This is a genomic window from Streptomyces phaeofaciens (assembly GCF_014648915.1).
In the GTDB taxonomy this organism is placed as follows: Bacteria; Actinomycetota; Actinomycetes; order Streptomycetales; family Streptomycetaceae; genus Streptomyces; species Streptomyces phaeofaciens.
The window spans coordinates 82,176-106,028 of the sequence record NZ_BMSA01000009.1; the positions used below are offsets into that span (position 1 = coordinate 82,176).

Below are 23,853 nucleotides of genomic sequence, written 5' to 3' on the forward strand. Positions count from 1 at the left end.
CGGTGAAGATGCGGTCACGCAGGATAATTTCCCGAGGCTCCACTTGCTGAAGGAAACCCCGTATGTATACGGTCTTCATGACGCGAGGTTCTCCCGTGGAGGATGGGACATGACGGAAATTCTTGTGCAGGCGGCGATGGGGGAGAGCGTTCCTCCGGTGACCAGGGTGGTGGAGCACCCGGCTTGGCGCGTGCTCAAGGATGCCGTGGAGCGGATCCGCCCCTGGCAGTCCAAGGACGGGTCGATCGACTTCACGGCCGACGGCGCCCCGGAGCGCGCGGAGGCCGAGCAGGCCGTCCGCCGGGTGACCGAGGCCGTCGAGGAGCTGTCCCCGCTGCTCCCGTACGACGCCGCATACCACCGCGCCCTGGTCGCCGACCTGCGCGCCTGGTCCGAGGGCGGCTTCGAGGTGCCGGACTTCCTGGACTCGCTGCTGGCCTTCCAGCCGGCCGCCGACCGCCGGGACGGCCTCCAGCACCTGGTCGTCTTCCCGATGTACACGCAGAACGGCAACCCCGACCGCAACCTCGAAGCGGTCGTGCTGCGCATGGTCTGGCCGGACTGGCTGGCCGAGCTGGAGCGCACCCGCTACGACAACCCGCTGTTCTGCGGGATCACCTTCGAGGACTTCACGGCCGGGTACGACACCAACTCCGCCGTGCTCTTCCCGGAGACCATCGCCGTCCGCGAGGCGCCGGAACGTTTCTCCTGGGGTGGCATCTTCTGCGACCGCGAGGCCGCCCGCTTCCGCCGGGTCACCGACGCGGCCGTCGGCATCCTGGGCATGGAACTGCCCGAGGACATCGCCGCCATGGTCCACGACCAGAAGCGCTGCGAGGAGGCCTTCGTCCTGTGGGACATGGTCCACGACCGCACCCACAGCCACGGCGACCTGCCCTTCGACCCGTTCATGATCAAGCAGCGCCAGCCGTTCTGGATGTACGGCCTGGAGGAGCTGCGCTGTGACCTCACCGCCTTCAAGGAGGCCGTGAAGCTCGAGGCCGACGGCGTCCCGCAGGCCCGTGACGTGCAGTACGCCGTGCTGTTCGACCGGATGTTCCGCTTCCCGGTCACCGGTGAGCGCGTCCGCAACTACGACGGCCTCGGCGGCCAGCTGCTCTTCGCCTACCTGCACAAGCACGATGTCGTCCGCTGGACCGACAACAAGCTGCTCATCGACTGGGAACGCGCCCCGCAGGTCACCAACCAGCTGTGCGCCGACATCGAGACGCTGTACCGCGACGGCATCGACCGCCCGAAGCTGGTCCACTGGTTCGCCGGCTACGAGCTGGTCTCGACCTATCTCGCCCCGCACCCGGGATCCAAGTGGGCCAAGGGCCCCGACGCCCTGGACCTGACCCTGCCGCCGCGCAAGCTCGTGGATGACGTGCTTGCGGACGAGTTTCCGCTGAGCATGTTCTATGAGGCACTCTCCAAGAAGCTGAAGAACGTGATCGCCTCCACCCGGGGCATCACGGCGGACAGTGCCGAAAGGGTCGCCGCGTGAGCGACCGAACGAACACCGCTCAGCAGGAGGCAAGGATGGGGAACGGGGCTCTCAACGGTGCGGTGATCGCGGTGGCCGGCGCGGGCGGACCCGCCGGCCGGGCGGCACTGCTCGAGCTCGCCCGGCACGGTGCCACCGTGGTCGGCTCGGACAACGACCCCGAGCGCCTGGCGGAGGCCGTCGACGCGGCCCGCTACGAGGCCGGCGGTGCCACCGTCACCGGGGACACCGTCGATCTGCTCGACCTGAACTCGACCCGCGAGTGGGCCACCCGCGTCGAGAAGGATTTCGGCCGGGTCGACGGCCTGGTCCACCTCGTCGGCGGCTGGCGCGGCAGCGAGACCTTCACCAAGACCAGCCTCGACGACTGGGACTTCCTGGAGCTCCTGCTCGTCAAGACCGTGCAGCACACCTCGCTCGCCTTCCACGAGGCCCTCCAGCGCAGCGAGCGCGGCCGCTACCTGCTGATCAGCGCGGCCGGCGCCAGCCACCCCACCGCGGGCAACGCCGCCTACGCCGCCGCCAAGGCCGCCGCCGAGGCGTGGACGCTGGCCCTGGCCGACTTCTTCCAGAAGGCCGGCGGCGCCGAGGGGCCGACCTCCGGGGCTGCGATCCTGGTGGTGAAGGCGTTGGTGCACGACGCGATGCGCGCCGAGCGCCCCAACGCGAAGTTCGCGGGCTTCACGGACGTCAAGGACCTGGCCGAGGCCATCGCCGGAGTCTGGGAGAAGCCCGCCGGAGAAGTGAACGGACAGCGTCTGTGGCTCACCGAGAAGCCGTGAACCCCCCGAAGACCGACGCACGTCGTCACCACGACCCGGAGGTCCGCGGTTTCGCCAGCGACAACTACGCCGGAGCCCACCCGGAGGTGATGGCCGCCCTGGCCCTGGCCAACGGCGGCCACCAGGTGGCGTACGGCGAGGACGACTACACCGAGAACCTCCAGCGGATCGTCCGCGGTCACTTCGGTCCCACGGCGGAGGCGTTCCCGGTCTTCAACGGCACCGGCGCCAACGTCGTCGCGCTCCAGGCGGTCACCGACCGCTGGGGCGCGGTGATCTGCGCCGAGAGCGCCCACATCAACGTGGACGAGGGCGGCGCGCCCGAGCGCATGGGCGGGCTGAAGCTGCTCACCGTTCCCACCCCGGACGGGAAGCTCACCCCCGAGCTGATCGACCGGCAGGCCTGGGGCTGGGAGGACGAGCACCGGGCGATGCCGCAGGTCGTCTCGATCACCCAGAGCACCGAGCTGGGCACCCTCTACACGCCCGACGAGATCCGTGCGATCTGCGACCGCGCCCACGAGCACGGCATGAAGGTCCATCTCGACGGCTCCCGGATAGCCAACGCGGCGGCCTCGCTGAACGTCCCGATGCGGACGTTCACCAACGCGGTCGGCGTCGACATCCTCTCCCTGGGCGGCACGAAGAACGGCGCGCTCTTCGGCGAGGCGGTCGTGGTGATCAACCAGGACGCCGTCCGCCGTATGAAGCACCTGCGCAAGCTGTCCATGCAGCTGGCCTCCAAGATGCGCTTCGTGTCGGTGCAGCTGGAGGCGCTGCTCGCCAAGGACCTGTGGCTGCGCAACGCCCGGCACGCCAACGAGATGGCCCAGCGGCTCGCCGAGGGCGTGCGCGCGGTGCACGGCGTGGAGATCCTCTACCCGGTGCAGGCCAACGGCGTCTTCGCGCAGCTGCCGCACGAGGTGAGCGAGCGGCTCCAGAAGCGGTTCCGGTTCTACTTCTGGGACGAGGCGGCGGGCGTCGTGCGCTGGATGTGCGCGTTCGACACGACCGAGGAGGACGTGGACACGTTCGTCGCGGCGGTCAAGGAGGAGATGGCGCGCCAGTAGCCGACTCTGCATAGATATGCGGTCACTCGAAAAATAATTGACGATCGGGTGATCGCGTTTCTATGCTCTGCGGCCATGGAGCTGATCCAGGAGAACCCCGACCTGTCCGCCTACTTGGCCGCTGACGAGGTCGTCGACCATCACCACCCGCTCGTCCGTGAAACGGCCGCGCGGCTCGCCAAGGACGCCACCGACTCGTATGCCTATGCACGTCTGGCGTTCGAGTTCGTGCGCGACACCATCCCCCACTCCCAGGACTCCGGCGATCCGCGCGTCACCTGGCGCGCCTCCGACGTCCTCGCGCAGGGCACGGGCATCTGTTACGCCAAGGCCCACGCGCTGGCCGCGCTGCTGCGGGCCGAGGACATCCCCACCGCGCTCTGCTACCAGAGGTTCGACGTCGTGCACGGGCTGGTCGCCGTCCGGTTCAACGGCGCCTGGCACCGCCAGGACCCGCGCGGCAACAAGCCGGGGGTGGACGCCCGGTTCTCCCTCGACGGCGAGCGGCTGGCCTTCCTGCCCGACCCCGAGGCGGGCGAACTGGACTATCCGGGCCTGTACGCCACCGCCCACCCGGCCGTCCTGGACGCGCTGAAGGCCGCACGGGACCGCCCCCACCTCTGGGAGACCCTCCCCGCCACCCTGTCCTGACCACCCCCCGCCGCATCCCCGCCCGGTCGCGGTCGCTAACCTCCCCGGCATGCGTGACGGGGGAGCGGCCCACGGGGCCGATGCGGAAGGGACCACGGGACCGCGGCCGAAGAAGCCGCCGGCGCCCGGCACGGCCGGGGCCGAGCAGCCGAGACGAGCGGGGCCGGGCGAGCCCGACAGCCCCGAGGCGCCGCGCCCGGCCGACCGACCGGCCTCCGAGCCTGCCCCCACCCCCACCCTCCTCACCCGGCTGAAGAAGCACCGGCTGCTCACCGCCGCCGTTGCCCTCGCGCTGCTCGCGACCGCCACGGCAGTCCCCCTCGTCCTCGCCGCGTCCGGTGACGGCACGCCCTGTGAGGAGATCCCCGCGGCCACCCGCGCCCTCGCGAAGGATCCGGCGGCCGCGACCCGGGCGCTCGACCCCGGCGACGACCTGTCCCGGCTGGCCGCCGTGCGCGCGCTGCTGGTGCACGAGAACCCCTGCGGGGACGGCGGGGAGGTCCTCGGTGCCCTCGTGGACTCGGCCACCCGCGCCACGGGCCCGGGGCGCCCGCACACCATGGCCCAGGCCCGCGGCGCCTACGCCGTCGCCGCGGCCCTGTACGACACGGAACTCCCGGCGGGCATGGCGCCCGGTGTGGCCCGGATGATGGCCGAGTACATCGTGGACGGCTCCCGCTTCCTGAGTTCCGTCAGTGACGCCGCCCGCCCGACGGCCTCGCCCGAGCTGGCCGCGCCGGACGATCAGGGCTGGACCCGCTACGGCCGCTTCCTCGCCCCCGGCGAGGCCCACGCCGACTTCGAGTACGCCGACTCCTCCCTCGACGCGCGCCCCGACCCGGACGCTCTGATCGCCGAACTCGCCGAGGATCCCGAGGCGTTCGCGATCCTCTACGACGCCGAGCGCGCCTACCTCGCCCACTACCTGGAACGCCTCACCCGGCAGGGCGGCGACCCCGACTTCCGTCCCGAGAAGAAGAAGGGCGGCTGGTCGTCGACCGCCACGACCTGGCCCGACAACGACCTCGAGGACATCGGCGAGCGCATCGGCACCCTGATGAAGTACCGGGCGGGCTACGCCAGGGAAGGCGTCATCCCCGACCTCGCCGACTTCGACGCGGCGGTACGGCGGCACACCCGCGGTGCGTACCGGCCCGCCGCGCGGCAGGCGACGACCCGGCCGCCGATGGGCGACATCGCCGACCGGCCGGCCTCGGGACCCCTGCGGGGCGACTACGCGGACGGCCGGTACGAGATGTTCCGGACCGTGGACGCCTGGGCCGAGGCCCGCGACGTGCCGGACGGCCGCGTGAGCGCCGTACGGCAGATCATGGACGACGCCTACGTACGGGCGTTGTGGCTGCTGATGTGACAGCCCGGGGGATCAGCCGGTCAGCACGGGATCCGAGCAGCCCCGCAGCCGCGTCCGCTCGCGCGCGAAGGACTCCAGCAGTTCCCGCTGCTTCGCCCGGCCCACCCCGGGCAGCTCGTCGGAGGCGCTGACCGCGAAGTTGGCGGCCTCGCCGTCGCACCGGGCGGTCGCCGTCCCGGGGCGTCGTACGCCGTCCTCGTCCACGGCCAGGCGGTTGCTCCAGTCGCCGTACCAGGCGACGAGGGTCAGCCGCTTGCGCCAGTCGCCCGCTTCCTCGGTGTACAGGTCGCAACGCCCGCTCGGGGCCGCCTCGTTGAGCAGCGACGCAAGCCGCCACTCGGACGGCCGGGGGAGTCCGGCCTTCGCCAGGAGGCCGCAGGCCGTGTCGCCGGCCTCGGCGAGCGGCACCGGCTCCGGCTCGCGTTCGATCTTCACCGGTCCGAGCTCGCCGGCCGGGACCTCCAGCGGTTCGGCACCGCAACCGGTGCGGTCCGACGCGGAGTTGGCGAAGGCCACGAGCGTCTCGTAGACCGCCCGGCGGTCGAGGACCGCCTCGCGGCCCAGCCAGCCGCGCACCAGCAGGGAGCGCTTGCGGCCCTCGGCGTCCTTCCCGAGGTCCGGGCAGGTGAGCAGGATCTGGAGATAGCCGCCCGAGTCGACGAACCCGGGCACCCCGTCCGCCAGGGGTGCCTGCTCGGAGAAGCCCTCCTCGGGGAAGGAGGAGAAGAACCGCCGGTCCTGGTCGTCCCGCCGGGTGTACGCCTGGAGGTGCAGCAGCTGTGCCTCGTCGCCGTCGTCGCCCTCGTAGGCGAGGAAGCAGCGGTAGTCGCCCAGCTCCCGGCTCCGGTCGGTCTGTTCGTCCGTGAAGTGCAGGCCGTCCGGCGCGATCCGCCGTACCGCGTCGCCGGGCAGCGCGCCGTCACAGACGTTGCGCACCAGCCACCAGTCCTGTGCGTACGGCGCGGCGATCCAGCCGCCCAGGCCGAGTATCACCGCGGCCGTCACCGACACCTTGATCCAGCGCCGCATCTTCGCCCCCGTAGCGCGTCCGGCGGTCGACGGCCGGGCCGGGGACCGCTCGACGGCCCCGGGCACCCGGCCTCCGCTTACGAGACCGGGACCCTACCGGCCGCCGCCACGTCCGCTCCGGCCGGGGGCCGTACCGGCCGCGGGTGGGCCGGGGTCAGCGGGCCTCGGCCGCGCGCACCTGCTCCGGCGTCGGCGCCGTACCGCCCAGATGGGCCGGCATCCACCAGGTGTCGTGGGCGTCCTTGGGGCGGACCGGGTAGGCGCGCTGGGCGGCCTCCAGCAGCTCCTGGACGCGCTCGCGCACCTGACGGGTGATCGCGCCCGCGTACTTGTCGCGGGAGGCCTCGATCGCCTCGCCGACCCGGATGGTGATCGGGGTGTGGCTGCGCTTGAAGTTGCGCGGGTGGCCCTTGGTCCACAGCCGCTGGGTCCCCCAGACGGCCATCGGGATCAGCGGGACGCCGGCCTCCTGCGCCATCCGGGCCGCGCCCGACTTGAAGCTCTTCAGCGTGAAGGACTGCGAGATGGTCGCCTCGGGGAAGACGCCCACGATCTCGCCGGAGCGCAGGGACGCCAGCGCGTGCTGGTAGGCCGCCTCGCCCTGGTTGCGGTCCACGGGGATGTGCTTCATCCCGCGCATCAGCGGACCGGAGATCCGGTGGCGGAAGACGGACTCCTTCGCCATGAACCGAACGAGACGTTTCTGCGGGAGCGCCGCCAGGCCGTTGAAGATGAAGTCGAGGTAGCTGATGTGGTTGCTCACCAGCACGGCTCCACCCGAGCGCGGGATGTTCTCCGACCCCTTGCAGTCGATCTTGAGGTCCCAGGCCTTGAAAAGGGTCTGGGCGAGGCCGACGACGGGACGGTAGACAAGCTCTGCCATGGGCGGGACGGACCCTTCCTTCTGCCCGGGAGAGGGATACCCCTCGGGCAAAGTTACGCAGCCGTAGGTTTACGGCATGTCGCAGATCGTGCCCGAAGAACGGCCAAGGAGCCAGTCCTGGTGCCCCACTGCGACGAGATCCTCGTCACTTCGTCCCCTTGATCCACCTCGGGCTTTTAAGTCGCCTTTACTCCGTGCGCACCGTCACCCGCCGTACGAGCAGGTACATCTCGCATCCCAGGCAGTACCCGAAAGCGGCATTGAGGAAGGCGGCCGCGAGCGCCGCGCCGGTCGCGGCCAGTCCGAGCCACTGGGGTCCCAGCGCGTAACCGGCCAGTCCCAGGACCGCGAAGACGAGCCCCACCGCCTGCGCGAACCGCGGCGGCCGCGGTGACTCGAACGCGGTCGGCGGCCCGATCCGCGGCCGCACCAGCGTGCGGAACGCCCAGCCGTACGGTGAGCGCGCCGGGCCCCCCGCCGCGCCGAGCGCGAACGCCAGCGTCTGCCAGGCCAGCAGCCAGGCACTGCCCGTGACCAGAACGACCGCGAGCACTACGGTCGTCACGGCGGCCCCGAAACGGGGGCCTCTCGCATCGATGTCCATGAATCAAGCATTCCGCAGCGGAAACGATTCCTGGGGGCGGGAATCTTTGCAGTCTCATGAACGCTGGAGCAGCTGATGACCGGACTGGTGGTGTGTGTGCTGGTGCTCGCCGCCGCGGGCGTCCTCGGAGTGCTGCAACAGCGGCGGAGCGGGAGGGTACGGGTGCGCGGGCGCGACGACGGGAAGCGGCTGGGCGCGGACAGGCTCGGCGGCGAACTGGGGGAGCGGGCCACGCTCGTGCAGTTCTCCAGCGCCTTCTGCGCGCCCTGCCGGGCCACCCGGCGGATCCTCGGCGAGGTGGCCGGTCTGGTCCCCGGCGTCGCCCACATCGAGATCGACGCCGAGGAGCACCTGGAGCTCGTACGCGAGCTGGAGATCCTCAAGACCCCCACCGTGCTGGTCCTGGACGCCGGCGGCCGGGTGGTGCGGCGCGCCACCGGCCAGCCCCGCAAGGCCGACGTCATCGCGGCCCTGGGCGAGGCCGTGTGACGGGCCGTCGGGGGACGGTGAGGGATCTCCCAGATTCCGGGACGTACTTGACGCTGCCCGGCACCTCTCGTCAGCCTGACCGTATGCCTGAGGAACTCCTTCTCCACGGACGGGTCCATATCGACCTCGCCCGTACCGCGAGCGCGCGCTGTCCGGGCCGTTGAGCACCCAAGGACGCCGACGCCTCTTCCCGCAGAAGGACAACTCCATGACGGCCACGCCCGACCTCCGCGCCCCTCAGCTCGCCTCCCCCGATCTCCTGCGTTCCGTCTTCCGGCGGCACGCGGCCGGAGTCGCCGTGATCACCGCGTCCGGCGACGGCGGGCCGGTCGGCTTCACCGCCACCTCCCTCAGCTCCGTCTCCGCGGAGCCCCCGATGCTCTCCTTCGGCATCGGCACGGGTGCCTCCAGCTGGCCCGCGATATCCGGGGCGGAGCACGTGGGCGTGCACCTGCTCGGTGAGCACCAGCGGGAACTGGCCGCCACCTTCGCCCGCAGCGGTGCCGACCGCTTCGGCGCGCCCACCGTCTGGCGGGAGGGGCCCGAAGGGGTGCCCGTCCTGGACGACGTGCTCGCCTGGCTGGTGTGCCGCATCGTGGCGCGGGTGCCGGCCGGGGATCACCGCATCGTGCTGGCCGAGGTCGTCCTGGGGGACCCCGCGGGCGCGGGCCGTCCGCTGCTCTACCACCAGGGCCGGTTCACCGCTCTGCGGGATTGATCACTGCCGCGCTCTCCTGCGGAGCCATCGAATTCCGATTACGCTGCGTTGCAGACGTCACAGTTCAAAGCGCTTGCTTAGCGGGCAGGAACTGGGTGTACTGACGAGTAATATTTCGTTCGGAGCGCGGGCCGCCCCGATCGGGATCGGCCGCTTGTGGCGCCTATGCTGCCTGGAGAAGGGCAGCCGAGAACTGACGATGCAGTAGGAGAGCCGGCGTGAGCTTGAGGATCGTTGTCACTGTGAAGTACGTGCCCGACGCCACTGGCGACCGGCACTTCGCCGATGACCTGACCGTCGACCGGGACGACGTGGACGGTCTGCTCTCCGAGCTCGACGAGTACGCCGTCGAGCAGGCGCTGCAGATCTCCGAGAACTCCGACGACGACGTGGAGATCACCGTTCTGACGGTGGGCCCGGAAGACGCCAAGGACGCCCTGCGCAAGGCGCTGTCCATGGGCGCCGACAAGGCCATCCACGTCGAGGACGACGACCTGCACGGCACCGACGCCATCGGCACCTCCCTGGTGCTGGCCAAGGCCATCGAGAAGGCGGGCTACGACCTGGTCATCTCCGGCATGGCCTCCACCGACGGCACCGCCGGCGTGGTCCCCGCCCTGCTGGCCGAGCGCCTGGGCGTCCCGCAGGTCACCCTGCTGTCCGAGGTCTCCGTCGAGGACGGCACCGTCAAGGGCCGCCGGGACGGCGACGCCGCCTCCGAGCAGCTCGAGGCCTCCCTGCCGGCCGTCGTGTCGGTCACCGACCAGTCGGGCGAGGCGCGTTACCCGTCCTTCAAGGGCATCATGGCGGCCAAGAAGAAGCCGGTGGAGTCCTGGGACCTGTCCGACCTCGACATCGAGGCGGAAGAGGTCGGCCTGGAGGGCTCCTGGACCGCGGTCGACACCGCGTCCGAGCGCCCGGCCCGCACCGCCGGCACGATCGTCAAGGACGAGGGCGAGGGCGGCAAGCAGCTCGCCGAGTACCTCGCGAGCCAGAAGTTCATCTAAGGCTCGACACGCCGACCGCCCCTCAACTTCGTTTCGCAGGAGAGCAATCCCATGGCTGAAGTCCTCGTCTACGTCGACCACGTGGACGGTGCCGTCCGCAAGCCGACCCTCGAGCTGCTGACCCTCGCCCGCCGCATCGGCGAGCCCGTCGCCGTCGCCCTCGGCGCCGGTGCCGAGAACACCGCCGCCGCGCTCGCCGAGCACGGCGCCGTCAAGGTCCTCACCCACGACGCCTCCGAGTACGCCGACTACCTCGTCGTACCGAAGGTCGAGGCGCTCCAGGCCGCCGTCGAGGTGGTGTCCCCGGCCGCCGTGCTCGTCCCGTCCTCCGCCGAGGGCAAGGAGATCGCCGCCCGCCTGGCGCTGCGCATCGGCTCCGGCATCATCACCGACGCCGTCGACCTCGAGGCCGGCGACGAGGGCCCGGTGGCCACCCAGTCGGTGTTCGCCGCGTCCTTCACCACCAAGTCCCGTGTCTCCAAGGGCGTCCCGGTCATCACCGTCAAGCCCAACAGCGCGGCGGTCGAGGCCGCCCCGGCCGCCGGCGCGGTCGAGGCCCTCGCGGTGACCTTCTCCGAGAAGGCCACCGGCACCAAGGTCACCGGCCGCACGCCGCGTGAGTCGACCGGCCGCCCGGAGCTGACCGAGGCCGCGATCGTCGTCTCCGGCGGCCGTGGCGTCAACGGCGCCGAGAACTTCGCGATCATCGAGGCCCTCGCCGACTCCCTCGGCGCGGCCGTCGGCGCCTCCCGCGCCGCGGTGGACGCGGGCTGGTACCCGCACACCAACCAGGTCGGCCAGACCGGCAAGTCCGTCTCGCCGCAGCTCTACATCGCCAACGGCATCTCCGGCGCCATCCAGCACCGCGCCGGCATGCAGACCTCGAAGACCATCGTGGCCGTCAACAAGGACTCCGAGGCCCCGATCTTCGACCTGGTCGACTACGGCGTCGTCGGCGACCTGTTCGACGTCGTCCCGCAGCTCACCGAGGAGATCAACACCCGCAAGGGCTGATCGCCGACCGGCTGTACGAGGCCCCCGTGACCGCACCGGTCACGGGGGCCTCGGCGCGTTCAGCCCAGGCTCAGCGACGCCAGCAGCGGCAGATGGTCGCTCGGGTACTGGCCGTCCACGGCGAACGTGTCGAGCCACGACCGGTGCACCGTGACACCGGGCGTCGCCAGGATCCAGTCGATCCGGTCCCCGTCGGGCCTCAGCGCCTGATACCCGTGGAACGTCCCGTACGCCGGTCCGCGCCGCCGCGCGGTGTCCCAGGTGTCGACGAGTCCGCAGGCCAGCAGCGTGTCGTAGGCCGTGCTGGCGTGGGCGGCGGCATTGAAGTCCCCGGTCAGCAGGACAGGCAGGTCCGGGCCGAGGCCGCGGATCCGTTCGGCGATCAGGGCGGCGGCACGCGAGCGCGCGTACGCGCCGCGGTGGTCGAGATGGGTGTTGAGGACGTGGAACTCCCGTCCCGCGTCGAGCCGGTCCCGGAAGCGGACCCGGGTGACCAGCCGGGGGAAGGCCCCGCCCCAGGTGCTGGATCCGGGCACGGTGGGCGTGTCGGAGAGCCGGAAGACATCGTGCTCGACCGGGTCGAGCCGGCGGACGTCGTAGTAGACGGCCGTGGACTCCTCGTTGCCGCTGCCGGGCGTGCCGATCCAGTCGTAGTGCGGCCCGAGGTCGGCCCAGACGTTCCGCAGCTGGGTGAACTGCCCCTCCTGGGTGCCGATCACCTGCGGGGCCGCCCGCCGCAGCAGCGTGCGCATGACCGGGCGGCGCAGCGGCCAGGGGTCCTTGGCGGCGGGGACGCGCAGGTTGAAGCTCATGACCTCCAACGGAGGTACCCGCCTCGCCCTCCTGCGGGGCGCGGAGCTCTCGTGACGGGCCGCGGACGACCCGGCCGTGCCGAGCAGGGGCACGGCGGCCGCGGCGGCCGCCAAGGTTCTCAGCCCGGCCCGCCGGGTCGGCCTCGCGTCACCCGTCATGGATCCCCCCTCGCCTCGTGAGCCAGGATGAAGGTGAGCACGGCCGGTGCGGAAGGGGGTGCGGATGCGGAAGTGATCACAGCGGACCACGGCGTGGACAGGGTGTTGACCCGTCGGAAGGTCCACGGATAGCTTCATTCTACGGATTGTTGATTCCGTACAGCGGAAAACAGGAGGGTGCGGGATGGGTCAGGGCCAGCAGGAGACGGTCGCGACAAGCCTCGCGGGCGCCGTCAGCGAGGAGATCAGCGCCTCCCTCGCCCCGGTCGACGCCGAACTCGACCGCCGCTACCCCGGCGACCCCGGCACCCGCCAGCCCGTCCACACCGTCTACGTCCCCGGTGACGCCTTCGCCGCCGACACGATCCGCTCCTGGGGCGACCAGGCGCTCGCCGCCCTCGATGCGCACGCCCCCGACGCCGGCTCCTTCGCCGCCGTCCTCGGCCTCTCCGACGACCTCGCCGAGCCCGTGTACACGCGCGTGCGCGCCAAACTGGAGCGCGAGCCCGTCGAGGACCTGCGCGTCGACTTCGAGGACGGCTACGGCCCCCGTCCGGACGCCGAGGAGGACGCGACCGCCGCCCGGGCGGCCCGGCTGGTGGCCGAGGCGTACACGAACGGCACGGCGGCCCCGTACATGGGCATCCGCATGAAGTGCATGGAGGCCGCCGTGCGCGACCGCGGCATCCGCACCCTCGACATCTTCCTCACCGGCCTGATGGAGGCGGGCGGCCTGCCCGACGGCCTGGTGCTGACCCTGCCGAAGGTCACCTATCCCGAACAGGTCACCGCCATGGTCCGGCTCCTGGAGGCCTTCGAGAAGGCGCGCGGGCTGGACGCCGGGCGGCTCGGCTTCGAGATCCAGATCGAGACCAGCCAGGCCATCCTCGCCGCCGACGGCACCGCCACCGTCGCCCGGATGATCCAGGCGGCCGAGGGCCGCGCCACCGGTCTGCACTACGGCACCTTCGACTACAGCGCCTGCCTCGGCGTGTCGGCCGCCCACCAGGCCAGCGACCACCCGGCCGCCGACCACGCCAAGGCGATCATGCAGGTCGCCGCGGCCGGCACCGGCGTACGCGTCTCGGACGGCTCCACGAACGTGCTGCCCGTGGGCCCCACCGAGCGGGTCCACGACGCCTGGCGGCTGCACTACGGCCTCACCCGGCGCGCCCTGGCCCGCGCCTACTACCAGGGCTGGGACATGCACCCCGGACACATCCCCACCCGTTACGCGGCCGTCTTCGCCTTCTACCGCGAGGGCTTCGCGCAGGCGGCCGAGCGGCTGTCCCGGTACGCCGGCCGGGAAGGCGGCGACGTGATGGACGAGCCGGCCACCGCGAAGGCCCTCGGCGGCTATCTCCTGCGCGGCCTGGACTGCGGGGCGCTCGACCTCGCAGAGGTGACCGGTGCGACCGGGCTGACCCGGGCGGCCCTGGAGGGCTTCGCGGCACCTCGGCGAGGCGATCTCACGGCCTCGGCGCAGTAGTCACGGCCCCGCGGGGCCGTCGGGGGCTACTGCTCGGGGAACTCGTACGGGCGCGTGATGATCTCCATCCCGTGCCCGGCGGGGTCCATGAAGTACAGGCCCCGGCCGCCGTGATGGTGGTTGATCTCGCCCGGCCGCCTGCCCTGCGGATCCGCGAAGTACGTGATCCCGGCCCGGGTGATCCGCTCGAAGGCCGCGTCGAACTCGTCGTCGGAGACGAGGAACGCGTAGTGCTGCATGACGATCGACTCCGCCGGGACGGCGGCGAAGTCCAGGGTGACGCCGTTCGCGGTGCCGACCGGGACGAACGGGCCCCATGCGGTCCCGACCTCGAGTCCGAGGACGTGGGCGAGGAATGCGGCGGACTCCCGGTTGTCACGGGAGTGGACGATGGTGTGATTCAGCTCGACTGACATGTGTGGAATGCCTCCGTAAGGCAAACTCACGGGCACCTCCATGCCTCACCCGGACGGTGACCGACACGCGATGCCGTGCCAGGATCCTAGGGCCTCTCTTTCGGATCTTGCCGGGGGTCGCGGGGTCTGGCACGCACTCCCCCAGAGGGGGGACCCCCAGCGGCGTTGTCGTCGGTTGTCAACGTCCCCCAGCCTCCGGCCGGGGGTGCCCCCACCGCGTTGCCGCCCTCCTCCGCCTTGCAGCTGCACGCTCCCCCACTCTCGGCTTCGCTCGAGCGGGAGGGGCTCCCACGACCCCGCTCGGCCCCTCTGGCAACTCCCGCGGACCGGAGCCGGCCTGATCCGAAAGACAGGCCCTAGCCACAACGCAGCCGTTCCAGCCCGGAGTTCGTCACCCACTTCTCCTTCGCGAACAGACGTGTACCCCACGCGCAGAGCCGCGCGTCGGCCCGCGCCCGGGCCGCGAACTCCTCCGGGGTCACCCCGAACCTTCGCCGCAACTCCACCGATCCCGCCAGGAGTTCGGCGATCAGCGGGCGCTGGCCGGGATGGCTGCGCGCCAAGCCGCTCCCGTTGTGCAGCACGCCATGGCGATTCACGTACGAGAACACCTCGGGAAGCGTCTCGCCGTTGTCCAGCTCGACACGGAACCGCGGGGCGGGCAGCCGGACCCGGTCGAAGTTCGGCTCCGTGGCGTCGACGCGGGCGAGCTGGTCGTCGTCCAGCCAGATGACGAACAACTCCCGTGAGACCTCGGGGGCGACGACGGGGGAGGCGGACACGTACCCGTGGAGGCTGATGTGCGCGGAGACGCCGACGTCGATGCCGGTGACCCGGGCCCTCACCATCGGGACGGGTGAGCCGGCCCCCGGCGCGGCCAGCTTGTGGCGCAGCTGGGCGGGGCTGGCGTTGGAACCGACGGCCAGGACCGGGGCGCGGCCGGGGTGCGTGAGGCGGTCCAGCGGAAGCAGCAGATCGCCGTCCAGCAGCCCCGACTCGGCGGGCCAGGCTCCGGGGTAGGACAGCGGACGGTCACGCGGCGCGTCGGCCAGGCCCAACGCCTCCAGTGTGCGGTGCTCGTGACTCTCGGCCATCTCGTCTCAGTCCGCCGGGGGCAGCTCGCCCGAGCCGCGGGCGATCAGCCGGGTCGGCAGCTCGATCCGTTCGGGGGTGGCGAGGCCGCCCTCCAGCTGCCGGAACAGCCGCTCCGCCGCCGTACGGCCGAGCGCGGCCGCGTCCTGGGCGACCACGGTGACGCCGGGCTGGAGCAGGTCGGCCAGCTCCAGATCGTCGAAGGCCACCAGGGCGACCGGACGCGTCCGCTCCGCGAGTACCCGGATCACGGTGACCGTCACCCGGTTGTTGCCGGAGAAGACGGCCGTGACCGGCTCGGGCCCGGACAGCATCTCCTCGGCCGCGTGGCGCACCCGCTGCGGATCGGTGGCGCCCAGCGACATCCAGGCGTCCTCGACGGGTATCCCGGCGTCCTGCATCGCGGTCCGGTAGCCGCGCAGCCGCTCCGCCGCGGTGTGGATGCGCGGCATGTCGCCGATGAAGCCGATCCGGCGGTGCCCGCGCGCGATCAGATGGGCGACCCCCTCGCGGGCGCCGCCGTAGTTGTCCGACAGGACGCAGTCGGCGTCGATCCGCCCGGCCGGGCGGTCGACGAAGACCGTGGCCACGCCCGCCTTGATCTCCGGCTCCAGATAACGGTGGTCGTCCCCTGCCGGGATCACCACGAGCCCGTCCACCCGGCGGGCGCACAGCGCCAGCGCCAGTTCCTGCTCGCGCTCCGGGTCCTCGGCGCTGGAGCCGTTGATGAGCAGCGTGCCGTGGGCGCGGGCCACCTCCTCCACGGCGCGGCTGAGGGCGCCGTAGAACGGGTCGGCGAGGTCCTCGAGGACCAGGCCGATGCTCGCCGTGCGGCCCTTGCGCAGGACGCGCGCGCTGTCGTTGCGGCGGAAGCCCAGCGCCTCGATGGACTCCTGGACGCGCCGCTCGGTCTCGGGGGTGACCCCCGGCTCGCCGTTCACCACACGCGAGACCGTCTTGAGGCCCACTCCGGCGCGGGCGGCGACGTCCTTCATGGTCGGACGGTTGCCGTAGCGGCTGTCGGGGCGGCGGGGCGTCTCGGGCACGATGCGGTGTCCTGTCCTGTCGTCCACGGGAGGCCGGCCACGCCTCTTCCACAGAATGTTGCGAGGGGGCTGCGCGGGTCCCTGGGGTTGTATGAGGATGTGGCGTCGAGCATAGAGCCTGGACAACGTTGTCAGATGCAGGGGACACTGTTCATCGCCCATCTTCGGCCCGCGTCCCCCAGCGCTGGACCGGCCGGACCTTTTCCATGGTTGACGGGGAGAACCGAGACCTTGATGCAGACCGACCTCGTGGCCGCGCTCGACATCGGCGGTACCAAGATCGCCGGAGCGCTGGTGGACGGCGACGGCACGATCCTGTTGCGCGCGCAGCGGCCCACTCCCGCGCGGGAGAACGGCGACACGGTGATGCGTGCCGTCGAGGAGGTGCTGGCCGAGCTGACCGTGTCACCGCTGTGGCCGCGCGCCTACGCCCTCGGCATCGGCAGCGCGGGTCCCGTCGACGCCTCCGCCGGCACGGTCAGCCCGGTCAACGTGCCCGGCTGGCGCGACTATCCGCTGGTCGACCGGGTCCGGGCGGCGACCGGGAACCTGCCGGTCGAGCTGATCGGCGACGGCGTGGCGATCACGGCGGCCGAGCACTGGCAGGGCGCCGCCCGCGGTCATGACAACGCGCTGTGCATGGTGGTCTCCACCGGGGTGGGCGGCGGCCTGGTCCTGGGCGGACGGCTGCACGCGGGCCCCACCGGCAACGCGGGCCACATCGGCCACATCTGCGTCGAGCTCGACGGCGACCCCTGCCCGTGCGGCTCCCGGGGCTGCGTGGAGCGGATCGCCAGCGGGCCCAACATCGCCCGCCGGGCCCTGGAGAACGGCTGGCGGCCCGGCCCCGACGGCGACGCCTCCGCGGCCGCAGTGGCCGCCGCCGCCCGGGCCGGCGACCCGGTCGCGGTGGCCTCCTTCGAGCGTGCCGCCCAGGCCCTGGCCGCCGGCATAGCGGCCACCGCGACCCTCGTCGAGATCGACATCGCGGTGATCGGCGGCGGCGTGGGCAAGGCGGGCGAGATCCTCTTCGCCCCGCTGCGCCGCTTCCTCGCCGACTACGCGACCCTTTCCTTCGTCCAGCGCCTGACCGTGGCCCCGGCCCGGATGGGCACGGACGCGGGCCTGGTGGGGGCGGCCGCGGCGGCCCTGGCGGGGGCGACGGCGGCACGGGTCTGAACCGGGCGGAGCAGGAACGTTCAGGCGGTTCGTGGGCGGACCGGCCGGCCGCAACCGGTCCGGCGGGCCGCTCGAACAGCCGGACGGGGCGGAGACGGAGCGCCGGGCGGGTCCCGACCGGGTCGCCCCGTCCTCCCCGGAATCATGGGCCCGTCGGTCCGGTCCCGCCCGCGATGTTCGGCCGCCCCCCGCTCCCCTCTCGGGGCGCGCCGCGCGCGGCGGCGTGGCATCGCGCGGCCCGGTGCGGGAAAACGCGTGACCCCGAGCCCGCTCGTGCAGTTGATCCGGGCATGAAGAAGCGCAGCATGCTCGCCATCGCCTCCCTGGCCACCGGATTCGTCGTCGCGGCGATCACCCCTTCGCACGGCCAGGGGGCCGATGACCTCGACGGTCTGAACGTGGGTGACACCCTCAGCAGCCTCGACCACACGATCGCCAGCGAGAGTCTCGCCGTCGACGACGACGCGCTCGGGCAGTAGGGCCGACGCGACGCGAGAAGCCCCTGGCGCCGGTGTCCCGCGGGGAAGGGGGCACCGGCGCCACCGCGTTCGTGCGCCCTCAACGGGAACTGGTTTCCATGGCAGGGTGGAGCGGGCAAGCCTCAGGGGGCCAACAGAAGAGGGGGAACCGTGACCGTCGTTTGGATCAACGGCGCGTTCGGTGCGGGAAAGACCACCACCGCACGGGAACTGATCGACCTGCTCCCGAACAGCACGCTCTTCGACCCCGAGGTCATCGGTGGAGCGCTGCCGCACCTGCTGCCGCCCAAGCGCCTCGCCGAGGTCGGCGACTTCCAGGACCTGCCGATCTGGCGCCGGCTCGTGATCGACACCGCCGCCGCGCTGCTCGGCGAACTCGGCGGCACCCTCGTCGTCCCCATGACCCTGCTCCGCCAGGAGTACCGGGACGAGATCTTCGGCGGTCTCGCCGCCCGCCGGATCCCCGTCCGGCATGTGCTCCTCGCCCCGGCGGAAACGATCCTGCGCGAGCGAATAGCCGGCCGGGAGGTCCCGGCCGACCTCCCCGACGGCGAGATACGGATCCGGCAGTGGTCCTACGACCACATCGAGCCCTACCGGGCCGCGCTCGCCTCCTGGCTCACAGCCGACGCCCATCCCATCGACACCGGCGCCCTCACTCCGTACGAGGCCGCCGCCCGGATCGCCGAGGCCGTCGGCAGCGGCGCCGCACGTGCCTGCGAGATCGTGCAGACCCCCGAGCCCACCGCCGAGACCGTGGCCGCGGGGGTGCTGCTCTTCGACGAACAGGACCGGGTGCTGCTGGTCGACCCGACCTACAAGCCCGGCTGGGAGTTCCCCGGCGGGGTCGTGGAACCGGGGGAGGCGCCCGCGCGCGCGGGGATGCGCGAGGTCGAGGAGGAGACCGGCATCCTGCTGCGGGACGTACCCCGGCTGCTCGTCGTCGACTGGGAACGGCCGCTGCCGCCCCGGTACGGCGGGCTGCGTCTCCTCTTCGACGGCGGACGGCTGGACTCCGCCGCCGCCGCCGGTCTGCGGCTGCCCGGCCCCGAACTGCGCGGCTGGCGCTTCGTCACCGAGGAGGAGGCGGCCGGCCTGCTGCCGCCGGTCCGTTACGAGCGGCTGCGCTGGGCGCTGCGGGCGCGGGAGCGCGGGGCGGCGCTGTACCTGGAGGCCGGCACTCCGCTCGGGTGAGTGCCCGGGACACCGGCTCCGCCGGGTACGGCGGTGAGTCGCCCCGTTCGCGCGGTCGGCGCTCGAAGCCCCCCGCAGACGGCGACCGGCGCGTGCCGGCTCACCGGCGAAGCGGCCCCTGCGGAACCTCCCCCGGCCGCAGCCCCTCGGCGCGGCCGCACGCGAAGCGCCGACGTGCCGGTGCAGGTGGGAGGTTCGCGGACACGAGCCCGATCGGCACCGCGGGGAACGGCAGTTGTCCGCCGTTCCCCGCGCGGGATCAGCCCGCCGCGTAGGTGCGCAGGAAGAGCGCCTCGGCCACCGACAGCCGCTCCAGCTCCTGCGGGGACACGCTCTCGTCGACCGCGTGGATCTGCGCCTCCGGCTCGCTCAGCCCGATCAACAGGATCTCCGCGTCCGGGTACAGGGCCGCGAGGGTGTTGCACAGCGGGATGGAGCCGCCCTGGCCGGCGTAACTCATCTCCTGGCCCGGGTAGGCCACCGCCATCGCCTCGGCCATCGCCGCGTACGCCGGGCTGGTGGTGTCGGCGCTGAACGGCTGGCCCTGGCCGATCTGTTCGGTGCTCACCCGGGCGCCCCACGGGGTGTGCGCCTCCAGGTGGGCCTGGAGCAGCTTCGTCGCCTCGGCGGCGTCCATGCCCGGCGGCACCCGCAGGCTGATCAGCGCACGGGCGGCCGCCTGCACCGACGGGGTGGCGCCGACGACGGGCGGGCAGTCGATGCCGAGCACGGTGACGGCCGGGCGGGCCCAGATGCGGTCGGCGACCGTGCCGGAGCCGATCAGCTCCACGCCGTCCAGCACCTTGGCGTCCCGGCGGAACTGCTCCTCGTCGTACTGGAGGCCCTCCCAGCGGGAGTCGTCGGTCAGCCCGTCCACGGTGGTCGAGCCGTCCTCGGCGCGCAGCGAGTCCAGGACACGGATCAGCGCGCCGAGCGCGTCGGGCGCGGCGCCGCCGAACTGGCCGGAGTGCAGGTTGCCCTCGAGGGTGTCGACGCTCACCCGCAGCATGGTCATGCCGCGCAGGGTGGAGGTGACGGTGGGCAGGCCGACCCGGAAGTTGCCCGCGTCGCCGATCACGATGGTGTCGGCGGTGAGCAGCTCCGGGTGCTCCTCGGCGTACCGCTCCAGACCGCCGGTGCCCTGCTCCTCGGAGCCCTCCACGATCACCTTGACGTGGACCGGGACGCCGCCGTTCGCCTTGAGGGCGCGCAGCGCGAGGAGGTGCATGACGACGCCGCCCTTGCAGTCGGCGCTGCCGCGCCCGTACCAGCGGCCGTCACGCTCGGTCAGTTCGAACGGCGGGGTGGTCCAGGCGGCTTCGTCGAGCGGCGGCTGCACGTCGTAGTGGGCGTAGAGGAGAACCGTTTTCGCGCCGGCGGGCCCGGGGAGGTAGCCGTAGACCGACTGGGTGCCGTCCGGCGTGTCGAGGACGGCGACGTCCTGGAAGCCCTCGGCGCCGAGCGCGTCCATGATCCAGCGGGCCGCGGCCTCGCTCTCGCTCCTGGGGAACTGGTCGAAGTCCGCCACCGACTTGAAGGCCACCAGTTCGGTGAGCTCCGCCCGCGCCCTGGGCATCAGCGAGGCGACGGTCTCGGCGACCGGATTCGACGACATGGGCACGCTCCTTGTGGGTGCGACGTTGTACGGATGAACAGTGGTCCGCACGGGTGACCGTGCGAGCGTACGCGCCTGCCGGGGTGGGGTTCGCGTACGCCGTCGATCCTCCCACAGCGGACCGTGGCGATCTCCGCCGTAGGATGCGGGGGACAGGTGCGGCAAGCGGCTTGATCGGGAGCAGTAGACCATCGTGAGCAGCGAGAACTCTTCGGCGGACGACGTGCGGCAGGTGTGGGACGTCGTCGTGGTGGGCGCGGGACCCGCGGGGGCTTCGGCCGCCTATGCGGCGGCTGTCACGGGGCGGCGTGTCCTGTTGCTGGAGAAGGCGGAGCTGCCCCGCTACAAGACGTGCGGCGGCGGCATCATCGGCCCCTCACGCGACGCCCTGCCACCCGGCTTCGACCTGCCCTTCCGCGACCGGGTGCACGCGGTGACCTTCTCGAACAACGGGCGCTTCACCCGGACGCGACGGTCCCGGCAGATGCTCTTCGGGCTGATCAACCGGCCCGAGTTCGACCAGCAGCTCGTCGAGCACGCCCAGAAGGCGGGCGCCGAGCTGCGGACCGGCGTCACGGTCAGCCGGGTCGAGCAGCACGGCTCGGCGGTGCCGGACCGGCGTACGGTCGCGGTCGTCCTCCAGGGCGGCGAGACCGTGCTGGCGCGGTCGGTGGTCGGCGCGGACGGCAGCGCGAGCCGCATAGGAGCGCATGTCGGTGTGAAGCTCGACCAGGTGGATCTGGGCCTGGAGGCGGAGATCCCGGTGCCCGACACGGTCGCCGAGGACTGGAAGGGGCGCGTTCTCATCGACTGGGGGCCGATGCCCGGCAGTTACGGCTGGGTGTTCCCCAAGGGCGACACGCTGACCGTCGGTGTGATCTCCGCGCGCGGCGAGGGCGCCGCCACCAAGCGGTATCTGGAGGACTTCATCGGCCGCCTCGGCCTCGCCGGCTTCGAGCCGAGCATCTCCTCCGGTCATCTGACCCGTTGCCGTGCCGACGACTCCCCGTTGTCGCGCGGCCGGGTGCTGGTCTGCGGGGACGCGGCGGGTCTGCTGGAGCCGTGGACCCGCGAGGGCATCTCCTTCGCCCTGCGTTCGGGCCGGCTGGCGGGCGAGTGGGCGGTCCGGATCTCCGAGGCGCACGACGCGGTGGACACCCGCCGCCAGGCCCTGAACTACGCGTTCGCCGTCAAGGCGGGCCTCGGCGTGGAGATGTCCGTGGGCAAGCGGATGCTCACGCTCTTCGAGCGCCGGCCGGGGCTGTTCCACGCGGCTCTCACCGGTTTCCGCCCGGCCTGGCGGGCGTTCGCGGACATCACCCGCGGGCGTACCACCCTGGGCGAGCTGATCCGCTCCCACCCGATGGCCCAGCGCGGACTGGCCGCCATGGACCGGCGGGAGACGCCGCCGGCCGAGGAGAGCGATTCCTGAGGCCGTGCCGGATCACCGTCGGTTCGTGACGGTGATCCGGAACACCGGATGGTCGGGGGCGATCCGGCGCAGCTCGGCTTCGGGCGAGTCCGGCCCGATCCCGTTGAAGAAGACACCCACCTCGGCCTTCCAGCGCTTGAGGTAGGCCCGCAACAGCGGGGCCTTGTCGTCGTCGGCGACCTCCGCCGCGGTGAACTCCTCCACGCTCCTGCCGAGGCGCAGTTCGCCGCCGCCCGCCGCGCGCATGTTGTGCGTCCACTGGACATGGCCGCGCGGTGCGATCAGGTACTGCTGTCCGTCGACGGTCAGCAGGTTCACGGGCGTGGTCCGCCACTCGCCGCTCTTGCGGCCGCGGACCGCCAGGACCCGGGATCCCCAGACGCTCAGACCGCGGCGGGTCAGCCAGGCCACGGAGCGGTTGAGGACGTTGACGGTGAACCAACCGGGCTTCTGGACGTGGGTGGACATGGCTGCTGCCTCCTCGGCGGAAAGTGTGAGCACTGCTCTCGCTCGATTCGAGTGTGCAGGAGTTCGGTGTGGCATGGCAAGAGCGGTGCTCTCTTTTTTGTTCACCGCTCTCGAATGTGGGCACTGCTCTGCTTTCATGGGACACTGGCCGTATGAGCACCCCACAGGGCGCCCGGGCCCGCGCCAGGATCGAAGTCACCGCCGCCATCAAGGAGGAGGCGGGCCGCCGGCTCGCCGCCGAGGGCGCCGCCAAGCTCTCGCTGCGCGCCGTGGCCCGCGAGCTGGGCATGGTCTCCTCCGCCCTGTACCGCTACTTCCCGAGCCGCGACGACCTGCTGACCGCGCTCATCATCGACGCCTACGACTCCCTCGGCGAGCGCGCGGAGGCCGCGCACACCGTCGTCGCCGACGCCGGCGCCGGCCCGGTCCGGCGCTGGGTCGCGGTCTGTGAAGCGGTACGCGGCTGGGCACTGGACCGTCCGCACGAGTACGCGCTGATCTACGGCTCCCCCGTGCCGGGTTACAGCGCCCCCCAGTCGACCGTCCCCGCCGCCGCCCGGGTCGGCCTCCTCCTCATCGGCATCGTGCGGGACGCCGGCCAGGGTCCCGGACTCGCCCCGCTGCCGCTGCCGGCCGAGCTGCGCCCGGAGGCCGAGCGGATGGCCGCCGACCTGGCCCCGGACCTGCCCCCGGAAACGGTCGCGGCCCTGGTCGCGGCCTGGGCCCAGCTCTACGGACTGGTCGGTTTCGAGGTGTTCGGGCAGTTCCACCGCGTGGTGGAGGACCGCGAGCCGTTCTTCCGGCACGCCGTGACCGGACTGGCGCACGGGGTCGGGCTGCGCGAGGGGGGCTGACCTGCGGGGGCGGGGCTGCGGTGCGCTGACGCGCGGTGTCGGGTTGCGTGACGTGCGCCGGCGTGCGGTGTGGGGTTGCGTGACGTGTGCCGGCCTGCGGCGTCGGAGGCGGGGCCGGGTGTGCGTGCGGTGGCTTTCCGGGGCCGGGGCTGCCGGAGATGCGTCGAGGTGCGGTGTCGGGTTGCGTGGTGTGCGCCGGCGTGCGGTGTCGGGTCGCGTGACGTGTGCCGGCCGCGGTGTCGGCCTCCCTCCCTCCCTCCCTCCCTCCCGCCCGCCCGCCCGGCCGAGCGGGCGTGCGTGTGCGTCGCGGGGGCGTACGGCTCCGGGAGTGGTCCGCCCCGCTCCCGGACGCGTCGAACCACCGCGCCCCCGGACCGGAGCGACTGGCGGCGCAGGTCGGTGCCCGTGATCCGGCGGACGGTCCTCGCCCGGCGGACGTACGTCAGGGGGAGTAGGGACGGTCACCTCGTCCGGCGGACGTCCGCCGGGGCC

24 protein-coding genes are annotated in these 23,853 nt (G+C 72.3%); 15 read left to right on the plus strand and 9 right to left on the minus strand.

Going from position 1 to position 23,853, the window contains the following annotated elements; all coding sequences use genetic code 11:
* Nucleotides 1-109 precede the first annotated feature (109 nt).
* From IE275_RS16970 to IE275_RS16990, 5 genes are all read left to right on the plus strand, one after another.
* Nucleotides 110-1,507 (plus strand): DUF6421 family protein, encoded by a 1,398-nt coding sequence (locus IE275_RS16970; protein WP_189712146.1) that lies wholly within the window; start codon nt 110-112, stop codon nt 1,505-1,507.
* A 35-nt stretch (nt 1,508-1,542) separates the two neighbouring features.
* Entirely contained in the window at nt 1,543-2,289 is a 747-nt protein-coding gene (locus tag IE275_RS16975; RefSeq protein ID WP_189712147.1) for an SDR family NAD(P)-dependent oxidoreductase, read from the plus strand.
* Nucleotides 2,286-3,359, plus strand: a complete 1,074-nt coding sequence (locus IE275_RS16980) for a threonine aldolase family protein (RefSeq protein ID WP_189712148.1) — start codon at nt 2,286-2,288, stop codon at nt 3,357-3,359. Before IE275_RS16975 ends, IE275_RS16980 begins: the two co-directional genes overlap by 4 nt.
* Before the next feature lie 75 nt (nt 3,360-3,434).
* Nucleotides 3,435-4,010, plus strand: a complete 576-nt coding sequence (locus tag IE275_RS16985; RefSeq protein ID WP_189712149.1) for a transglutaminase domain-containing protein — start codon at nt 3,435-3,437, stop codon at nt 4,008-4,010.
* Between the two features lie 49 nt (nt 4,011-4,059).
* Nucleotides 4,060-5,382 carry a hypothetical protein gene (locus IE275_RS16990; RefSeq protein WP_189712150.1) on the plus strand — a complete coding sequence of 441 codons (1,323 nt, stop codon included), beginning with the start codon at nt 4,060-4,062 and terminating at the stop codon, nt 5,380-5,382.
* Between the two features lie 12 nt (nt 5,383-5,394).
* Here IE275_RS16990 and IE275_RS16995 read toward each other — a convergent pair whose 3' ends face one another.
* The 3 genes from IE275_RS16995 to IE275_RS17005 all read right to left on the minus strand — a co-directional run bounded on the left by IE275_RS16995 (nt 5,395) and on the right by IE275_RS17005 (nt 7,898).
* Nucleotides 5,395-6,477: a hypothetical protein gene (locus IE275_RS16995; RefSeq protein ID WP_189712151.1), complete on the minus strand. Its 1,083-nt coding sequence runs from the start codon at nt 6,475-6,477 to the stop codon at nt 5,395-5,397.
* Between the two features lie 88 nt (nt 6,478-6,565).
* Nucleotides 6,566-7,294, minus strand: a complete 729-nt coding sequence (locus tag IE275_RS17000) for a lysophospholipid acyltransferase family protein (protein WP_189712152.1) — start codon at nt 7,292-7,294, stop codon at nt 6,566-6,568.
* Between the two features lie 187 nt (nt 7,295-7,481).
* Nucleotides 7,482-7,898, minus strand: a complete 417-nt coding sequence (locus IE275_RS17005; protein ID WP_189712153.1) for a DUF4395 domain-containing protein — start codon at nt 7,896-7,898, stop codon at nt 7,482-7,484.
* Nucleotides 7,899-7,973: 75 nt separating this feature from the next.
* Between IE275_RS17005 and IE275_RS17010 the strand changes: the two genes are divergently transcribed.
* From IE275_RS17010 to IE275_RS17025, 4 genes are all read left to right on the plus strand, one after another.
* Entirely contained in the window at nt 7,974-8,387 is a 414-nt protein-coding gene (locus IE275_RS17010) for a thioredoxin family protein (protein ID WP_189712154.1), read from the plus strand.
* Between the two features lie 208 nt (nt 8,388-8,595).
* Complete coding sequence (locus IE275_RS17015; protein WP_189712155.1) at nt 8,596-9,105, plus strand: flavin reductase family protein; 510 nt, start codon at nt 8,596-8,598, stop codon at nt 9,103-9,105.
* 218 nt (nt 9,106-9,323) lie between these two features.
* Nucleotides 9,324-10,112 carry an electron transfer flavoprotein subunit beta/FixA family protein gene (locus IE275_RS17020; RefSeq protein WP_189712156.1) on the plus strand — a complete coding sequence of 263 codons (789 nt, stop codon included), beginning with the start codon at nt 9,324-9,326 and terminating at the stop codon, nt 10,110-10,112.
* Between the two features lie 51 nt (nt 10,113-10,163).
* Entirely contained in the window at nt 10,164-11,126 is a 963-nt protein-coding gene (locus IE275_RS17025; RefSeq protein WP_189712157.1) for an electron transfer flavoprotein subunit alpha/FixB family protein, read from the plus strand.
* A gap of 59 nt (nt 11,127-11,185) precedes the next feature.
* Here IE275_RS17025 and IE275_RS17030 read toward each other — a convergent pair whose 3' ends face one another.
* Nucleotides 11,186-12,097: an endonuclease/exonuclease/phosphatase family protein gene (locus tag IE275_RS17030; RefSeq protein WP_189712158.1), complete on the minus strand. Its 912-nt coding sequence runs from the start codon at nt 12,095-12,097 to the stop codon at nt 11,186-11,188.
* 184 nt (nt 12,098-12,281) lie between these two features.
* Between IE275_RS17030 and IE275_RS17035 the strand changes: the two genes are divergently transcribed.
* On the plus strand, nt 12,282-13,586 hold the full coding sequence (locus IE275_RS17035; RefSeq protein WP_189712159.1) for a DUF6986 family protein: 1,305 nt from the start codon (nt 12,282-12,284) through the stop codon (nt 13,584-13,586).
* 26 nt (nt 13,587-13,612) lie between these two features.
* Here IE275_RS17035 and IE275_RS17040 read toward each other — a convergent pair whose 3' ends face one another.
* From IE275_RS17040 to IE275_RS17050, 3 genes are all read right to left on the minus strand, one after another.
* Nucleotides 13,613-14,002, minus strand: a complete 390-nt coding sequence (locus IE275_RS17040; protein ID WP_189712160.1) for a VOC family protein — start codon at nt 14,000-14,002, stop codon at nt 13,613-13,615.
* 356 nt (nt 14,003-14,358) lie between these two features.
* Nucleotides 14,359-15,096: a hypothetical protein gene (locus tag IE275_RS17045; protein ID WP_189712161.1), complete on the minus strand. Its 738-nt coding sequence runs from the start codon at nt 15,094-15,096 to the stop codon at nt 14,359-14,361.
* 6 nt (nt 15,097-15,102) lie between these two features.
* Entirely contained in the window at nt 15,103-16,140 is a 1,038-nt protein-coding gene (locus tag IE275_RS17050; RefSeq protein WP_189712162.1) for a LacI family DNA-binding transcriptional regulator, read from the minus strand.
* Nucleotides 16,141-16,374: 234 nt separating this feature from the next.
* Between IE275_RS17050 and IE275_RS17055 the strand changes: the two genes are divergently transcribed.
* The 3 genes from IE275_RS17055 (at nt 16,375) to IE275_RS17065 (ending at nt 18,992) form a co-directional block, all read left to right on the plus strand.
* Nucleotides 16,375-17,319 (plus strand): ROK family protein, encoded by a 945-nt coding sequence (locus tag IE275_RS17055; protein WP_189712163.1) that lies wholly within the window; start codon nt 16,375-16,377, stop codon nt 17,317-17,319.
* A gap of 290 nt (nt 17,320-17,609) precedes the next feature.
* Nucleotides 17,610-17,798 carry a hypothetical protein gene (locus tag IE275_RS17060; protein ID WP_189712164.1) on the plus strand — a complete coding sequence of 63 codons (189 nt, stop codon included), beginning with the start codon at nt 17,610-17,612 and terminating at the stop codon, nt 17,796-17,798.
* A 150-nt stretch (nt 17,799-17,948) separates the two neighbouring features.
* Complete coding sequence (locus IE275_RS17065; RefSeq protein WP_189712165.1) at nt 17,949-18,992, plus strand: NUDIX hydrolase; 1,044 nt, start codon at nt 17,949-17,951, stop codon at nt 18,990-18,992.
* Between the two features lie 259 nt (nt 18,993-19,251).
* Here IE275_RS17065 and IE275_RS17070 read toward each other — a convergent pair whose 3' ends face one another.
* Entirely contained in the window at nt 19,252-20,607 is a 1,356-nt protein-coding gene (locus IE275_RS17070) for a dipeptidase (protein ID WP_189712166.1), read from the minus strand.
* A gap of 193 nt (nt 20,608-20,800) precedes the next feature.
* On the opposite strand from IE275_RS17070, the gene IE275_RS17075 reads away from it, so the two are divergent.
* Nucleotides 20,801-22,039, plus strand: a complete 1,239-nt coding sequence (locus IE275_RS17075; RefSeq protein WP_189712167.1) for a geranylgeranyl reductase family protein — start codon at nt 20,801-20,803, stop codon at nt 22,037-22,039.
* Nucleotides 22,040-22,051: 12 nt separating this feature from the next.
* Here the strand turns inward: IE275_RS17075 and IE275_RS17080 are convergent, their stop codons facing one another.
* Nucleotides 22,052-22,507 carry a nitroreductase family deazaflavin-dependent oxidoreductase gene (locus tag IE275_RS17080; protein ID WP_189712168.1) on the minus strand — a complete coding sequence of 152 codons (456 nt, stop codon included), beginning with the start codon at nt 22,505-22,507 and terminating at the stop codon, nt 22,052-22,054.
* Between the two features lie 152 nt (nt 22,508-22,659).
* Between IE275_RS17080 and IE275_RS17085 the strand changes: the two genes are divergently transcribed.
* Nucleotides 22,660-23,361: a TetR/AcrR family transcriptional regulator gene (locus IE275_RS17085; RefSeq protein WP_189712169.1), complete on the plus strand. Its 702-nt coding sequence runs from the start codon at nt 22,660-22,662 to the stop codon at nt 23,359-23,361.
* Nucleotides 23,362-23,853: the final 492 nt, after the last annotated feature.